We start from the raw sequence: 15,480 nt of genomic DNA, 5'->3' as shown, positions 1-15,480 counted from the left end.
TATGAAAAAAAGAAATTATAAAGGTTGGCTGTACCTTCTGCCTGCCATATTATTCCTTGGCGTTTTTATGGTATATCCTCTCATCGATGTATTTATTTACTCCTTTGAAGAGGGTTATAACTCTGCCTCCCAGACCTATTATGGCACAGGCTTATATAATTATTCCTACGTGCTTCACGACACCTATTTTTTGCAGGCAGTGAAAAACACCTTTATCCTTGTGATCATCACTGTACCTTTGTCCACGCTTTTGTCACTGCTGATCTCCATGGCAGTAAGCAGTATCAAGGCACTGAAAAACCTGTTCCAAACCGTTTATTTCCTGCCTTATGTGACCAACACTCTGGCAGTGGGACTTGTATTTATGATCCTTTTCAAAAAAACAGCCTACACAGACGGCCTGATCAACCTGATGCTGGCCTGGTTCGGCAAAGGGCCTGTGGATTTCATTGACGGCCCTTATTGGGCAAAAATGTTTGTGCTATGCTTTTACACCATCTGGGTTGTTATGCCTTTTAAGGTCCTGATCCTGACAGGCGCCCTGGCTTCTGTAGACAAAAACTACTATAATGCAGCTCGGGTAGACGGCACTTCCAGATTCCGTACTTTTATAAGGATCACCCTTCCCATGATCTCACCTACGGTGTTTTATCTGGTAATCACCGGATTTATCGGTGCTTTTAAGGCCTATAGCGATGCAGTTGCCTTGTTTGGTACGGATCTGAACGCAGCAGGTATGAATACCATTGTAGGATATGTTTATGACATGCTATACGGCAATGGAGGCGGTTATCCATCCTATGCTTCAGCCGCAGCCATCATCCTTTTTGTGATCGTGCTCACCATCACCTGCATCAACCTGCTTGTAAGTTCCAGCAAAAAGAGGATATAACCATGAAAAATCAGATTGACTACATAAAAATCAAAGCTTCTGCCAGGCGCAGACGTAGATTCAGCCAGATATGCCTGTATACACTGCTTAGCATCTGGGGACTGATCGTACTTTTTCCATTTTACTGGATGCTTCTAACTTCAGTAAAAAATTATAATTCCTATAACAGTGAACATATTCCCGCTTTCTTTACTCTGTCGCCTACCCTTCAGAACTATAAAGATGCATTTACCTCAGTTCCACTGGCACGGTATCTGGGAAACACCCTGTTTTTCACAATTGTAACCACAGGGATCATGATGATCGTGATCACATTGGCGGCCTTTGCTTTTGCCAGACTGTCCTTTCCAGGCAAAAACCTGATGTTCACCCTGTTTCTTTCCCTGATGATGATTCCCAATGAACTTGTGATCATCACCAACTTTGTTACGATCACAAACCTGGATATGCGTAATACCTTTGCCGGACTGATCCTGCCCTCTATCACATCGGTATTCTATATTTATCTGCTGAAAGAAAATTTCCAGCAGGTTCCGGACGAGCTGTACAGAGCAGCCAAGGTGGATGGTACATCAGATCTGAAATATCTTTGCAAAGTCATGATCCCCATCTGCAAGCCTACTATGGTTACCATTGGGGTACTGAAAGTGATCGAGTGTTGGAATTCCTATGTATGGCCCAGACTGATCACAGATAATCCGGATTACTATCTTGTTTCCAACGGGATCCAGGAAATCCGCGAAAACGGCTTTGGCCGCGAAAATATTCCAGCCATGATGGCGGCGGTTGTGGTCATTTCCCTGCCCTTGATCCTTTTATTCCTTGTATTCCGCAAAAAGATCATGTCCGGTGTATCGAAAGGAGGAATCAAAGGATGAAATTACATACAAAGCCCCTGCTTCTTCTTACACTGACAGCCTGTCTGCTTCTTTTTGCAGGCTGCCACGGCTCCAAAGAACAAACTTCCTTCTCTGTACCGGAAGCCTTTGATACCTCCAAGGATTATGAGATCACGTTCTGGGCCAAAAATGATACCAACAAAACCCAGACCGATATTTATAAAAAAGCCATCTCTGATTTTCAGGAGCTGTATCCCAATATTACTGTAAACATCCGTCTGTATACAGATTACGGCAAAATCTACAATGATGTGATCACCAATATTGCCACAGACACTACCCCGGATGTATGTATCACTTACCCTGACCATATTGCCACTTATCTCACCGGACAAGGTACAGTAGTCCCTCTGGATGACCTGATCGCAGATCAAAATTACGGCCTGGGCGGCAGCGAACTGGCCTTTGATTCTCCATCCAGTGATGAGATCATCCCAAAATTCCTGGATGAATGCTCTTTTGACGGCCATTATTATGCACTGCCTTTTATGCGCTCCACAGAAGCCTGCTATGTAAATAAGACCTATGTGGAAGCCCTTGGCTATACTCTTCCCGAAACTCTGACCTGGGATTTTGTATGGGAAGTGTCCGAAGCAGCTATGAAAAAGGATTCAGACGGAAAGTTTCTGATCAACGGACAGGATGTGATGATTCCTTTCATATACAAGTCTACGGATAATATGATGATCCAGATGCTGAAGCAAAAAGGGGCAGGATATTCCACTTCTGATGGTGAGATCGATCTGTTTAACGACACAACCAAAGAACTGTTAAATACTATAGCAGCCCATGCCAAAACAGGTGCTTTCTCCACATTTAAGATTTCCAGCTACCCAGCCAATTTCCTGAATGCAGGCCAGTGTATTTTTGCTGTGGATTCCACTGCAGGCTCTACCTGGATGGGTACCAATGCTCCATTGTGTGATATCAGCGACAGTGCACTGGTAGACTTTGACACAGAAGTAATGACCATTCCACAGTTTGACCCTGATCATCCTTCCATGATCTCCCAGGGGCCTTCGATATGTATCTTTAACAAAAAAGATCCCCAGGAGGTACTGGCTTCCTGGCTGTTCACCCAATATCTTCTGACCAATGATGTGCAAACTGCCTATTCTGAAACAGAAGGTTATGTTCCGGTTACATCCAAAGCCCAGAACAGTGACCAATACCAGGATTATCTGTCCCGAGCTGGTGAGGATAATAACGCCCACTATAAAATTAAGATCCAGGCCTCCAGGCTGCTTCTTGACAACATGGCTAACACCTTTATCACCCCGGTATTTAACGGCTCTGCTTCTCTTAGAGATGCTGCAGGACAGCTGATCGAAACTGTTACCAAATCTGTCCGCAGGAAGCAGGAAGTCAATGATGATTTCATAAAGAAGCTGTACAGTGACGTTTCTTCCCTGTATCATCTGGACCAGGCAGATAGCGCTTCCGGAGGTAAAAAAGATCTGGGACCACTGCCAGGCACCGCCATGCTGCTTCTTGGTTCCCTGGCAGCCGCCTGGATCCTGATTCTTATATATCTGCTGCTCCGCCATTTTTGCAAAAGCAAGTAATCCCTACAGGGATTTCATATACCAGGCAGCGTTAACAGCCTGCCTGCACCTTTTCTGAATGACTAAAATCCCGCAGCCTGACATAACTGCCACAGCTGCGGGATTTCTATTCTTATTATTATCTTAATTCTTGTTTGTTAGATTCTTTTTACAATTCAAGAATGCCTCGGCATTCTTGCTGCGAGGTGCGCGTCATGCAATTGCATGACATACTTCTCCTGCGCACCTCTGCAATCCTGCCGGAGGCTATATCAGCTGGGGGATTGACTCCCATCACTGATACCAGCTTGTTGCTCACCACCTATAGAGGTGGGAGTCATCTCCCAGCTGATATATCTTTTTATCCTTCTGCTATCACCTGATAAGCGAGATCATCCGCCTCAATTATTCTGCAGGTGTAACAGAGATGATGTGTGGATTCACACCCTCATACCAGTACAGGAAGCCTTCCATATCGATCTTGTCACCGATCTTCAGACCCTCAACTGCCTTGTATACATCAGAATCCTTGTCGCAAAGATAAGACTCGACAGTAAATGTATATGTCTCTCCATTGTAAGAAACATTAAAATACAGGTCATCACCCTGGCTTCCGGATCCATCATAGTTGTAAAGGAAAGCTACATCCTCACCATCAAGCTGAGAAGCCTCTACTGTCATGCCTTTAAAAGATACATACTCATTCTGATGGTCGATCAGCTCATCTTTTCCAAGAAGATCTGTAACATCAAGAGCTTCTGCCACATATTCTCCATCCTCGATCTCAAAGGTCGCATCTGTGATCTCCACTTCTCCTGACCACTCAGCCTTATATCCTGTAACCTTGATCTTTGTTCCAGGAACCAGCTTATCATAATCTTCTTCAGAGCAGGCCATATTGTAAACAAAGTAAGCACCGTCTTTGTCCTGTGTATAAACGGTTGCCTTATCTTCCCACCAGCTCTGCTTTGCCTGAACATAAGTCTCTACAGTAACCTCTGAATCCAGGTCAGCATCCATGTACTCCTGATAAGTCATTACGCCTTCAGACTTCTCCTCTGCAGCCTCATCCTGTGCTTCTGCATCAGTTTCCTGTGCTTCTGTTGCCTCCTCAGCTGTGTCCTCAGCCATAACTGTACACGGCAGTGCAGCTGTTAATGAAAGTGCTAACAGTACAGCAATACGTCTCTTCATAATATCCTCCTTTGGCCCGTTTTACACGGATATGTTGGTGTCTTGTAACTGTCTTACTTCCCGGCAGTTACTGTGTCTTTTCAAAAAGACCCTGTGTCTATTATACCCTATAATCCAGGAAAATCAACAATCATTTCTTCCATACAGGGCCCATTACTTTCCTGACTTATTTCTTCTCAGGCTGATATCTTCTCAGGCTGATTTTTTCTTGGCAAAGCCAAAACTACCGCTTCACCGTCCAGCGCATTTTAGTAGAATGTGCTCTTGGATTCCCGGCACACTCTTTTGCAGATGGACGCACCACATCCCTGGAATAATCCTCATAAATCCCAGCCTTGTATCCCTCCTTCAAAGCCCTCTTCACCAGCTTATCCTCTCCAGAATGGAATGTAAGGATCGCAGCCCTTCCGCCTGGCTTTAACGCACCGGGAAGCTTTTCCATAAACTCATATAAAACTTCAAATTCATTATTAACATCGATCCTTAAAGCCTGAAACGTCCTCTGACAGGTTTTCTTCACTGTTTCCTTTCTGTCCTTCTCAGGAATAAAAGACAAGGTTTTCTCGATTACCTGTCGAAGCTTAAAAGTAGTATCTATATGATTTCCCTTTCTCACCTCATCCGTAATAGCCTTTGCGATTTCCTCACAATATGGTTCATCTGCATTTTCTTCAAGCATACCAGCCAGTTCTTCTTTTGTAATTGTATCCAGTCGCTGTGCTGCACTGATCCCCGCTTCCTGGTTCAGGCGCAGATCCAGCGGACCATCTGTTTTAAAAGAAAAACCTCTTTTCGGATTATCGATCTGCATGGAAGACACACCCAGGTCAGCCAGAATAAAATCAAAACCGCCTGCTTCCTTTGCAATCTGATCAATCGTACAGAAATTCTGCAAACGTATCGTAAGCAGATCTTCTCCAAATCCCTGCTCTTCCAGTCTCTTTTTTGTTTTTGCAGCCTCTTCATGATCTACATCTGTAGCATAAATATGGCCTTGTCCATTCAGGCACTTAAGCATAGCCTTGGTATGACCTCCATATCCCAATGTAGCATCAAAGCCAGTCTGCCCGGGCTGGATCTGCAAAAAGTCCAGAATCTCATTTACCATAATAGAAATATGCATCCCTGCCGGTGTATTTCCTTTCTGGATCACATGCTGAACCGTATCCTGATATTTTTCCGGCTGCAGCTCCTTATATTTCTCCTCAAATTTCCTTGGGTATTTTCCTTTATATCGAACCCGCCTCTTATGCGGTGTCTGTGATTCCTGTGTCATTTTTTCATGCTCCTTTCTATGCGGCATCACAACTTATTATTCAGCATACTTTTTAAAATTCTCTTTTTCAAGTTTTACCCTGCTATGCTTACCGCATTATCTTTTACATCCTTAATTGTCTTCATCACCAAAGAACGGATAAACATCAGGTATGTCAACTATTCAATAACAGTCAATGGATTGGTAATACCTCCCGCCCAAATATCTGTCCAAATCTTATCCACCTTGTTTTTAATTGCACCTGTAATCATCGTTTACCACCTTATTTTTACTCACTGATCATTAATTTCCTTATGCGGCTTCTTGATGTATTTACCGCTATAGATTTTGAAATTTTTAGGCTTTTCTACAACGTCCACCTGCCTAATTGATTGGGATTCCATATCTCAAATTACTTTTCTTCTAAAAAACATGATTTTCATCCACTAATTCACTATGAATTGTAAGCTAACCTGCAAATAATGTCAATTTATTTCGCTTATAGAGATTGGTCTCCAAAAAAGAGTAGGAAAACAACAACTGACAAAAGAGTATCGTTCGTTGCAGGGCAGAAAAGATCTTGGTTATATATCATGCGAGGCTTTCGCAGATTTCGATCGGGCTAGCTTCTCTGTTATTTGCCGTGTCTGAACGCCGAAGGCGTGAGTTTGGCAAATGACAGAGATAATAAGCGCACGGGAGAAATCCGAAAACGAAGCCCTGATATATAAACATATCTTTTCTGCAACCTGCAACAGCAACATACTCAATTTGTCAATTATTATTTTCCTGTATTTCCCCACCCTCAAAAAGGCCTCCACCCAGACGGATGAAGGCCTCTTCTTCAGGGATACCCCTGCACCTATTCTTTTCTTTTAGCGGATCAAAGTAATGGTTGAAAACAGGGAGGCAAGTGTATTGGCTACTGTAGACATACTCTTAATAAAGATATCCAGAGCAACACCTACAACGTCCTTTCTTGTATCACCAACTGTATCACCAGTAACAGCTGCCTTATGCGCTGCAGAACCTTTGCCGTGGCCCGGCAGAGCTTCACTCTCAATATACTTCTTAGCATTATCAAATGCACCACCGGAATTACCCATAAACAGTGCTCTTGGAATAGCAACGATAGTTGCACCTACCAGAATACCGCCAACAAACTGTACACCGAAAACAAATCCACCGATCACAGGAATGCAAAGAGCCATAATAGATGGCACTACCATTTTCTTCAAAGCCTGGTTAGCAGCCATACTGATCAGCTTGTTGTAATCCGGTTTTACTTTGCCTTCCAAAACGCCAGGAATAGACAGCATCTTGTCACCCTCATCTGCCATCAGCTTAGCAGATTCGATGGTATTGTCAGTAAGCATAGCTGAGAAATACTCGATCAGTGCACCACCGATCAATCCACCTGCAACAACGATAAAGGAAGCGATATTCAGAACCGGCTCCTCCCCATTTGCAGTATAATTACCAACATAGGCAACGATCAGGGAAACAGTTGCAAATGCAGCAGAACCGATAGCGAAACCTTTACCGATAGCTGCTGTAGTATTACCTACAGAATCAAGCTTATCTGTAATCACCCTGACCTTATGCTCCAGGTGGCAGGACTCTGCCAGCCCGCCTGCATTATCTGCGATAGGACCAAATGCATCAATAGAAACAGTAGCACCTACGAAAGAAAGCATACCAAGTGCAGAAATAGCAATACCATATGTACCGCTGATCTTACCTGAGACAAACAATGCAACACCAATAATCAGGATTGGGAACAGTGCAGAACGGGAACCAATCGCATCACCTTTGGTGATAACAAATGCCTCGCCCTCTGTAGCCATCTTGGCAAGTTCCTGGGTTGGTTTGTATTTGTCACTTGTATAGTATTCTGTAATACTTCCAATGGCAATACCACTGATGATGCCCAGGATACTGGAGATCCACGGAGAAGCCCATCCGGCTTTCATTTCAGAATACAGTTCAACATTTCCAAATAATACATAAGATGCAATCAGGCTGAGAATAACCGTAAGTCCCGCAGAAATCCATGTAGCAAGATTCAGCTCTCTTGATGGATCATTACCCATCTTACGAACAGAGGCATAGGTAAGTCCGATCAGGCATCCGATCAGCCCCACTCCTGCAAGGATCACTGGGAAAAGAATCATCCGTGTGAATGTTTCTTCCGGAATGGTTACAATATCATTTACAAACAGAGTGACAGCAATCATAATGGAGGCAGCGATAGTAGCTACAAAACTCTCCAGAAGGTCAGAGCAGTTACCTGCAATATCATTAACATTGTCACCAATAAAGTCTGCGATTACGTTGGGTACACGGCTGTCATCTTCAGGCATGTCATGACGGATCTTAGCAAGGATATCAGAAGAAATATCTGCAGCCTTGGTATAGTTACCGCCTGCAACCCTGTTAAACATGGCAACAATGGAGCATCCCAGAGAATATGTTGTAACTCTCATAATAGAAGGATTACAGTTCATGTTCGCAATAAGTCCATGACCGGTAGCATCTGCATCAATCCCCCAGATGATCAGCACCAGGAGAAGGCCGAACATACCAAAAGCCTGAACTGCGATACCACTCACACTTCCACCACAAAGTGCAACCTTTACGGTCTCACCGATGGAAAGTGACTCGCGTGCTTTATTTGCAGTACGCACATTTGCATAAGTGGCACTCTTCATACCAATGATGCAGACAAGACTGCTCATCAGACCACCCATAAGAAAAGTAATACCACTTGTTGCTTCTACAAATAAACTAAATACCAGAGCAATAATAATCCCGATAATGGCGATCACCTTAAACTCCGCTTTCAGAAATGTACCGGCTCCACTGCGGATGATCCCGGCCATCTCTACCATCTCGTCTGTTCCTTCTTCAAGCTTCTTAACCTTCACGTAATTGAAGAATACAAAGACGAACGCAGCAACTACTACAACCAATACTGCGTACCAGATAAGTGAACTATTCATTAGTTCCACCCCCATTATATAATATTTTGCAAATGATACTGCTGTCATGCGTCACCTATCTCAGCCTTAGGAAACGTATTCCCTGTACCATATATGCACCCTTTAAAATACCTTCTCCCTGCCGGATCCATATGCCAAACACCCCTGAAAAGCACTGTCATATCCAACAGGTTCAACTTCTTTCCCAATTTAGCATAAGGATATCATATTTTTCCCTATTATGCAAGGTAGTTTTTTATTTTACTTGTATATTTTTACCTGTATAGTTTTTTGCATGAACTTTATATTTTGTGTTTTCGCACAGTTCAGCATAATATTCTCGATCCGATTTTGTTATATTTTTCACAGTCATCTATTTTAATTATTAATCATTTTCTCACAAAACTTTTCTAAAAATCCTTCAAAAGAAACCCTGACAAGTAAGATTGCCTTCTGCATCAAACAGCTTCCACCACGCACTGTTCCAACTATGAGAAACACGCTCCGCGAGTTTCTCAAGTTATCGCGGCAGTCGCCAAGGTCTCGTGCAAGCACGGACTTTGGCTCGTTGCTCGCGTAAATAAAAATACAGCCCTGTTTTTGACAAGGCTGTATTTTTATACATCATTATACATTTTTTAATAAAATTACTCTTCCCCCAGATAATATCTGCCATAAGCATCTGCTGCCTTGATCGCAGCAAATACTGTTTCAGGTGTAACCTGAAAAGGCATATTATGAAGAGTATCTGTTTCTGCACATGCAGTTTTGGCAACCTCCATCAGCTGCTCGTCGGTCACCTGATCCGCACCAAGCTCTGCCAGAGTTACAGGAAGACCTACTTCAATACACCACAAAATAATATCCTCCAGTTCTTCCTGTGGGATATTCTCCAGTACCAGCTGGGTGAGAGTACCAAACGCAACCTTTTCACCATGATACATATGATGGCACTCTTCCAGTACTGTGAATCCATTGTGAATAGCGTGAGCACCCGCAAGTCCTGCGCTTTCAAAACCAATCCCTGAAAGAAGTGTATTCGCTTCAATCACCTTCTCAACTGCAGGAGTGCATACACCCGTCTCCAGTGCAAGTTTTGCCTTTACGCCTTCTTCCATCAAGGTATTAAAACAAAGCTCTGCCAGTGCCATGGCTGCCTCTGTTGTTTTCCCGCCTGCACAGGAAGTTGCCCCGCTTCTTTTGCATGCCCTTGCCTCAAAATATGTTGCAAGTGCATCTCCCATACCGGCTACTGTAAGACGAACCGGTGATTTTGCAATAATATCTGTGTCCATCAGAACCATATTAGGATTCGCCGGAAGGAACAGGTACTTCTCAAATACACCTTCTGCTGTATAAATTACAGATAAAGCACTGCATGGTGCATCTGTAGATGCGATAGTAGGACAGATAAATACAGGAGTTCCGGCATAATATGCCACTGCTTTTGCTGTATCAAAGATCTTTCCTCCGCCAATACCGATGGTAAGGTCACAATTATTATTTTTAACAACCTGCACAAGACGATCAATCTCGCTATTGCAGCATTCTCCGTTAAAATAGTCAAAAACCACTTCACAGCTGTTGTTTGCAAAGCTGTCTTCTACCAGCTTTCCAATCCTTTTATAACCGCCTGCACTGATCAGAACCAGTGCCTTTTTTCCGCAATTTGCAGCATAGGTGCCAAGTTTTTTCATTTCGCCTGCGCCCTGTACATATTTTGAAGGGCTAATTAAAATTTTTGCCATTTTCCCATTCTCCTTTTCTTTGTGCTTAGAAGTCAGACTCCGCTTCTGGCTTTTGCGTCAGGATTCCTTCTTGTTTCAGAATCCGCTTTCATTATATTGATTATAACCAATTTTTGCAATATGATTTTTGATTAATTCCATTATTTGTGTTATCATTTTACTATTATTCCAAAAGGAGGTTTTTTCATGCCATTATCCATTTTTATTGAAATGACCCTTTCTGCCATCCTGACCGTATGGTCACCAGGTCCCAATAACATTCTGCTTTTGTCCACTGCCAGTAAATATGGTTTTTCCAAAAATCTGCCTTTTATGACCGGCATTTGGACCGGTTCCCTTACATTAATGTGTCTTTCCGGAATATTTTGTACTGCTCTGTCTAGCATTGTTCCTGGGATTCAACCTGTAATGAAATATCTTGGAGCTGCTTACGTGCTTTACCTTGCCTGGCAGACCTTCAAAAGACAGCCGCCGACGCAAAGCAGCCACGAAAAAAAGCCCACATGGCTGATGGGCTTTTTTCTGCAGCTTATTAATATAAAGATCATTATCTATGGGCTGACTATGTTCTCCGCATATATCCTGCCCTACGAATCCGGTGTTTTTATGCTGTTTCTTTTTGCTTTATATCTGATGTTCCTTGGTGCCCTCGGAAACCTGATCTGGGCTTTTGCAGGAAACATTCTGAAGCACTTCTACAGCAGCCATTATAAACTTATGAACAACATTATGGCTCTGCTGCTGGTATGGTGTTCCCTGCGGATCACCGGTCTTTTCTGAGTCATTCGCTGATTTCTGATTTTACTTTTAATCTGAACCGGAAATTTATTTGAATGCGTCCACCAGCTCCTGACCATCCTCATAGCCCTGGTTCTTCAATTCTTCTACAAACCAATCGTCTACGCCATCTACAGCTTCTTTAAAGGAATCAATATCCATGTCTTCTTTTGTTGTAAATGTTACGCCGTTTTTTTCTGCCCAGCGGTTCATGATCTCTGTATCGCCAGAACGGTTGATGTAGCGCTCATACTCTACTGCCATTCTTCCGGCTTTATCTACTACTTCCTGCTGCTGCGGAGTCAGTCCATCATAAATTTCCTGGTTAATACAGAAGAACAGACAATCATAGATTGCATCCCACATAGAACAATATGGCTGAACCTCCTGCACACTGGCTGCATCAATTGCCGGCAGCGGATTTTCCTGTCCCTCTACCGTATTCTGCTGAAGCGCAGTATATGTCTCAGACCAGTTCATATTGGTTGCATCTGCACCCCATCTCTTGTAGCATTCCATAAGAAGATTAGAGCCTGCCACACGGATCTTCAGATTTTTCATATCATCCACAGATTTCACTTCACGTACACTGTTAGTCAGCTCACGGAAACCATTCTCCGCAATACCCATACAATGAAGTCCATACTCGCTGAGGATTTCCTTCATTTTTTCTCCTGCTTTACCATCAAATTTGGCATCTGCATCTTCTACAGAATCATAAATGAACGGCAAGGATACCACATTAAATCTTGGATCAAATGCAGAATAGATCAGATTGGAATGCATGGAAATCTGTACCGGATCTCCATTCATCAATGCCTGGATTCCTTCAGACTGATTACCGTTTGTCAGCTGATCTGCTGCATATACGTTGACTTTTACCTTTCCGCCTGTAGCTTTTTCCATCAATTCACCGAACTTACGGCCACCCTCTGCCCAGGTAGAAGTTTCTGTTGTGGAGCATGCGAAATTCCAGGTAGTTTCCTCCCAGCCAAGATCACTGTAATCTCCAATGCCGGTAAATGCTTCTACCAGTTCTTCAGCATCATCATAGCCCTGGCCTTTCAGTTCTTCAATAAACCACTCGTCTACACCATCCACAGCTTCTTTAAAGGAATCAATGTCCATATCCTCTTTTGCAGTAAAGGTTACACCATTTTTCTCTGCCCAGCGGTTCATGATCTCTTCATCGCCGGAACGGTTGATATAACGCTCATACTCTACTGCTTTCTGGCCTGCCTCGTCTACAACAGCCTGCTGCTGTGGAGTCAGTCCGTCATAAATTTCCTGGTTGATACAGAAAAATAGACAGTCATAAATTGCGTCCCACATGGAGCAGTACGGCTGAACCTCCTGCACGCTGGCCGCATCAATTGCCGGCAGCGGATTCTCCTGTCCTTCTACCGTATTCTGCTGAAGTGCGGTATACGTCTCAGACCAGTTCATATTGGTTGCATCTGCACCCCATCTCTTATAGCATTCCATAAGAAGGTTAGAACCTGCTACACGGATCTTCAGGTTTTTCATGTCATCTACAGATTTTACTTCCCGCACACTGTTGGTCAGCTCACGGAAACCATTCTCCGCAATTCCCATGCAATGAAGTCCGTACTCGCTAAGGATTTCTTTTAATTTCTCTCCGGCTTCTCCGTCAAATTTTGCATCTGCATCTTCTACAGAATCATAAATAAACGGCAGAGATACTACATTAAATCTTGGGTCAAATGCAGAATAGATCAGATTGGAATGCATGGAAATCTGTACCGGGTCTCCGTTCATCAATGCCTGGATACCTTCAGACTGATTGCCGTTTGTCAGCTGATCTGCTGCATATACGTTAACTTTCACCTTTCCGCCTGTAGCTTTTTCCATCAGTTCGCCAAACTTACGGCCACCGTCTGCCCAGGTAGATGTTTCTGTTGTGGAGCAAGCAAAGTTCCAGGTAGTTTCTTCCCATCCAAGATCACTGTAATCCCCGATCTCATTAAAAGAATGATCCTCATCTCCTGCTGCTGATGCTGCGGAAGAACCGCTGTCTCCTGATTCCGGATCTCCTGAATAAGAGCCGTTTTTTGCAAGGGCTTTTGGAAGAGCCACAGATACAGCCGGAACATAAGTTACTACCAGAAGTACGGCTACACAGGCTGCCAGCATCGGCATAACTGCTTTGGATATCTGCTGAAGAGTAACTTCCAAACCTTTTTTGATCTTAATTCCAATCGCCACAAACAGGTTTACTCCAACTGGAGGTGTTACCTGTCCGATTGCCAAATTGACAGTTGCCATAACACCAAAAGCAACCAGGTCATAACCAAGTGCTTTGCACACCGGAAGCATTACCGGGATAAAAATATACATTGCAGAGTTTGCATCAATGAAGCATCCTGCAATCAGGAAAATAATGTTTACGATCAGAAGGAAGGTAAACTGATTATGTGCAATACTGCCAAGAAGCTGGGAAGCTGCATCTGCAATACCAAACTTGGTGCATACGTAAGAAAACAGAGACGCACATGCAACAATCAACATGATTCCGCCGGTTGTTTTTGCTGATTCCACACAAATATCAAACAGATCCTTCAGCTTCACTTCCCGGTAGATCACCATACCAACGAAAAGTCCATATACAACGGATACTGCCGCTGCTTCCGTAGGAGTAAAAATACCACCGTAAATACCACCAAGGATAATCACTGGCATCAGGAATCCCCAGAATGCATCTTTAAAGGCTGCCCATCTTTCCTTAGCACTCGCTTTCTTCTGTTCAGGCTGAATGCCCTTTCTTCTGGCTTCTACCATAACCACGATCACAAGAGCAAAACCCATCAGGATGCCAGGAACAATACCTGCCATAAACATATCCGCAATGGATACGCCTGTAATAGAAGCATAAACAACGAATGCAATGCTTGGTGGTATAACAATGGCGATCGAACTTGCGGTTGCCATTAATGCTGTAGAAAAGGGAGCACTAAAGCCGCCTCTTTCCACCATAGCAGGAATCAGAACTGCACCAAGTGCTGCTACCGTAGCCGGACCGGATCCGGAAATTGCTCCGAAAAAGCAGGCAACAATAACACACACAATAGCAATACCGCCTCTTCTATGTCCTACGCAAGTATCTACAAATTTAACAAGTCTTTTGGAAATTCCGGCTTTTGCCATAATATTTCCGGAGAGTACGAAAAACGGAATAGCCAGAAGCAGGAATTTACTGATTCCGGCATACATATTGGTCGCTACTATGGTCAGCGATGTTCCTGAATACAGGATTGCACACACAGAAGACAGTCCCAGACAGATCGCAATAGGCACGCCCATGATCAGGAAAATAAAAAATGAAACAAATAAAACCGCACTTATCATTTATTTATCCTCCTTTTTATTTTTATCAGTACAAAAATCAATGCAAAATTCTATAAAATGTAAAATCATACATCCAGATCCAATGGGAACAAAAGACCAGAAGATCCACTCCGGCCAGTTCAATACAAAGGTACGTTTTCCATTTGCAAGCTGCGTGAGGACCTTATCCATGCCAAACCTGAATAAAATGGCAGTAAAAATCACACACAGGATAGTGCTCAGAATCACTGACGGTTTTTTCATTTTTTCAGGAAGACGGTCTGTAACCAGCGACAGGTTGACCAATTCCCCTTCCCGACATGCTAATGCGGCAGCCATCAATGTAACAAGTACAAAGACTGCAACCACAAGTTCCTCGGTAAAGGACCAGGAACGATGGATGACTTTACGGGAAAATACATTTCCTACAGTCAAGATCAGTATCAGCAAAGTAGATACTACAAGAATAAATTTTTCCACTGCTGCTACTGCATTCATGATTTTTTTAAAGACTTTCATGATGTTTCCTCCTTTGGCTACTTGTCAGGATTTTAGCCTTTTATACGATTGCGTTATTTACATAAAAAAATCCGCCCCTAAACTAGGGACGGATATATAAGCCGCAACCACCCTGTTTCTCCTTTGAAACAAGTACGAAAAGACAACGTACTGACATACGCGATTCCGATAACGGGGAACAGCCGGGGAAATCTACTTGTCACAATAACGTTCGATTTCTCTTCTCAGGGATGATCTTCAAAACAGGCCTGACACTGCTTTCCACCAAATGCAGCTCTCTGTAGACAGGTTTTCTGCTCCTACTTTTTCCCTTCAAGGAATTTGTT

11 protein-coding genes and 1 other annotated feature are annotated in these 15,480 nt (G+C 43.3%); of the genes, 5 read left to right on the top strand and 6 right to left on the bottom strand.

The annotated features are described in order from the left end of the window. Position 1 precedes the first annotated feature (1 nt). From AB5916_RS08530 to AB5916_RS08520, 3 genes are read left to right on the top strand one after another with little or no spacing between them, the layout of a single operon-like run. Positions 2 to 892 carry a carbohydrate ABC transporter permease gene (locus AB5916_RS08530; protein ID WP_158421954.1) on the top strand — a complete coding sequence of 297 codons (891 nt, stop codon included), beginning with the start codon at positions 2 to 4 and terminating at the stop codon, positions 890 to 892. A 2-nt stretch (positions 893 to 894) separates the two neighbouring features. Further along, complete coding sequence (locus tag AB5916_RS08525) at positions 895 to 1,770, top strand: carbohydrate ABC transporter permease (protein ID WP_158421953.1); 876 nt, start codon at positions 895 to 897, stop codon at positions 1,768 to 1,770. After that, positions 1,767 to 3,356, top strand: a complete 1,590-nt coding sequence (locus tag AB5916_RS08520) for an ABC transporter substrate-binding protein (protein WP_368190311.1) — start codon at positions 1,767 to 1,769, stop codon at positions 3,354 to 3,356. Before AB5916_RS08525 ends, AB5916_RS08520 begins: the two co-directional genes overlap by 4 nt. A 384-nt stretch (positions 3,357 to 3,740) precedes the next feature. On the opposite strand, the gene AB5916_RS08515 is transcribed toward AB5916_RS08520, so the two are convergent. Both AB5916_RS08515 and rsmH read right to left on the bottom strand, forming a co-directional pair. Then, the gene (locus tag AB5916_RS08515) at positions 3,741 to 4,529 is read right to left on the bottom strand and encodes a hypothetical protein (protein ID WP_368190310.1); all 789 of its coding nucleotides are present in this window, start codon (positions 4,527 to 4,529) and stop codon (positions 3,741 to 3,743) included. Between the two features lie 223 nt (positions 4,530 to 4,752). Further along, entirely contained in the window at positions 4,753 to 5,805 is a 1,053-nt protein-coding gene (rsmH, locus tag AB5916_RS08510; RefSeq protein WP_368190308.1) for a 16S rRNA (cytosine(1402)-N(4))-methyltransferase RsmH, read from the bottom strand. Between the two features lie 654 nt (positions 5,806 to 6,459). On the opposite strand from rsmH, the gene AB5916_RS08505 reads away from it, so the two are divergent. Further along, a complete protein-coding gene (locus AB5916_RS08505) occupies positions 6,460 to 6,663 on the top strand; it encodes a hypothetical protein (RefSeq protein WP_368190306.1) in 204 nt (67 codons plus the stop codon). Here the strand turns inward: AB5916_RS08505 and AB5916_RS08500 are convergent. Together AB5916_RS08500 and AB5916_RS08495 are read right to left on the bottom strand one after the other, a co-directional pair. Then, complete coding sequence (locus AB5916_RS08500; protein WP_173729056.1) at positions 6,660 to 8,786, bottom strand: sodium-translocating pyrophosphatase; 2,127 nt, start codon at positions 8,784 to 8,786, stop codon at positions 6,660 to 6,662. The genes AB5916_RS08505 and AB5916_RS08500 overlap by 4 nt on opposite strands. A 626-nt stretch (positions 8,787 to 9,412) precedes the next feature. Beyond that, complete coding sequence (locus AB5916_RS08495) at positions 9,413 to 10,513, bottom strand: glycerol dehydrogenase (protein WP_368190304.1); 1,101 nt, start codon at positions 10,511 to 10,513, stop codon at positions 9,413 to 9,415. A 186-nt stretch (positions 10,514 to 10,699) separates the two neighbouring features. Between AB5916_RS08495 and AB5916_RS08490 the strand changes: the two genes are divergently transcribed. Then, positions 10,700 to 11,293 (top strand): LysE family transporter, encoded by a 594-nt coding sequence (locus tag AB5916_RS08490; RefSeq protein ID WP_368190303.1) that lies wholly within the window; start codon positions 10,700 to 10,702, stop codon positions 11,291 to 11,293. Between the two features lie 45 nt (positions 11,294 to 11,338). On the opposite strand, the gene AB5916_RS08485 is transcribed toward AB5916_RS08490, so the two are convergent. Together AB5916_RS08485 and AB5916_RS08480 are read right to left on the bottom strand one after the other, a co-directional pair. Further along, a complete protein-coding gene (locus tag AB5916_RS08485) occupies positions 11,339 to 14,656 on the bottom strand; it encodes a TRAP transporter large permease subunit (protein ID WP_368190301.1) in 3,318 nt (1,105 codons plus the stop codon). After that, positions 14,657 to 15,154 (bottom strand): TRAP transporter small permease, encoded by a 498-nt coding sequence (locus tag AB5916_RS08480; RefSeq protein WP_173729060.1) that lies wholly within the window; start codon positions 15,152 to 15,154, stop codon positions 14,657 to 14,659. An 81-nt stretch (positions 15,155 to 15,235) separates the two neighbouring features. Beyond that, positions 15,236 to 15,479, bottom strand: a binding site (T-box leader). Position 15,480 lies beyond the last annotated feature (1 nt).

This window comes from Blautia sp. 1033sp1_1033st1_G9_1033SCRN_220408, from assembly GCF_040929965.1.
GTDB lineage: Bacteria > Bacillota > Clostridia > Lachnospirales > Lachnospiraceae > Blautia_A > Blautia_A ammoniilytica.
The sequence above is the reverse complement of the archived record's forward strand: the minus strand, read 5'-3'. Positions and strand labels throughout refer to the sequence as shown.

Bases quoted from the DNA above. Each gene is read 5' to 3' on its own strand.
- AB5916_RS08530 (WP_158421954.1), top strand. From the start codon at position 2: ATGAAAAAAAGAAATTATAAAGGTTGGCTGTACCTTCTGCCTGCCATA.
- AB5916_RS08525 (WP_158421953.1), top strand. From the start codon at position 895: ATGAAAAATCAGATTGACTACATAAAAATCAAAGCTTCTGCCAGGCGC.
- AB5916_RS08520 (WP_368190311.1), top strand. From the start codon at position 1,767: ATGAAATTACATACAAAGCCCCTGCTTCTTCTTACACTGACAGCCTGT.
- AB5916_RS08515 (WP_368190310.1), bottom strand. From the start codon at position 4,529: ATGAAGAGACGTATTGCTGTACTGTTAGCACTTTCATTAACAGCTGCA.
- rsmH (WP_368190308.1), bottom strand. From the start codon at position 5,805: ATGACACAGGAATCACAGACACCGCATAAGAGGCGGGTTCGATATAAA.
- AB5916_RS08505 (WP_368190306.1), top strand. From the start codon at position 6,460: ATGACAGAGATAATAAGCGCACGGGAGAAATCCGAAAACGAAGCCCTG.
- AB5916_RS08500 (WP_173729056.1), bottom strand. From the start codon at position 8,786: ATGAATAGTTCACTTATCTGGTACGCAGTATTGGTTGTAGTAGTTGCT.
- AB5916_RS08495 (WP_368190304.1), bottom strand. From the start codon at position 10,513: ATGGCAAAAATTTTAATTAGCCCTTCAAAATATGTACAGGGCGCAGGC.
- AB5916_RS08490 (WP_368190303.1), top strand. From the start codon at position 10,700: ATGCCATTATCCATTTTTATTGAAATGACCCTTTCTGCCATCCTGACC.
- AB5916_RS08485 (WP_368190301.1), bottom strand. From the start codon at position 14,656: ATGATAAGTGCGGTTTTATTTGTTTCATTTTTTATTTTCCTGATCATG.
- AB5916_RS08480 (WP_173729060.1), bottom strand. From the start codon at position 15,154: ATGAAAGTCTTTAAAAAAATCATGAATGCAGTAGCAGCAGTGGAAAAA.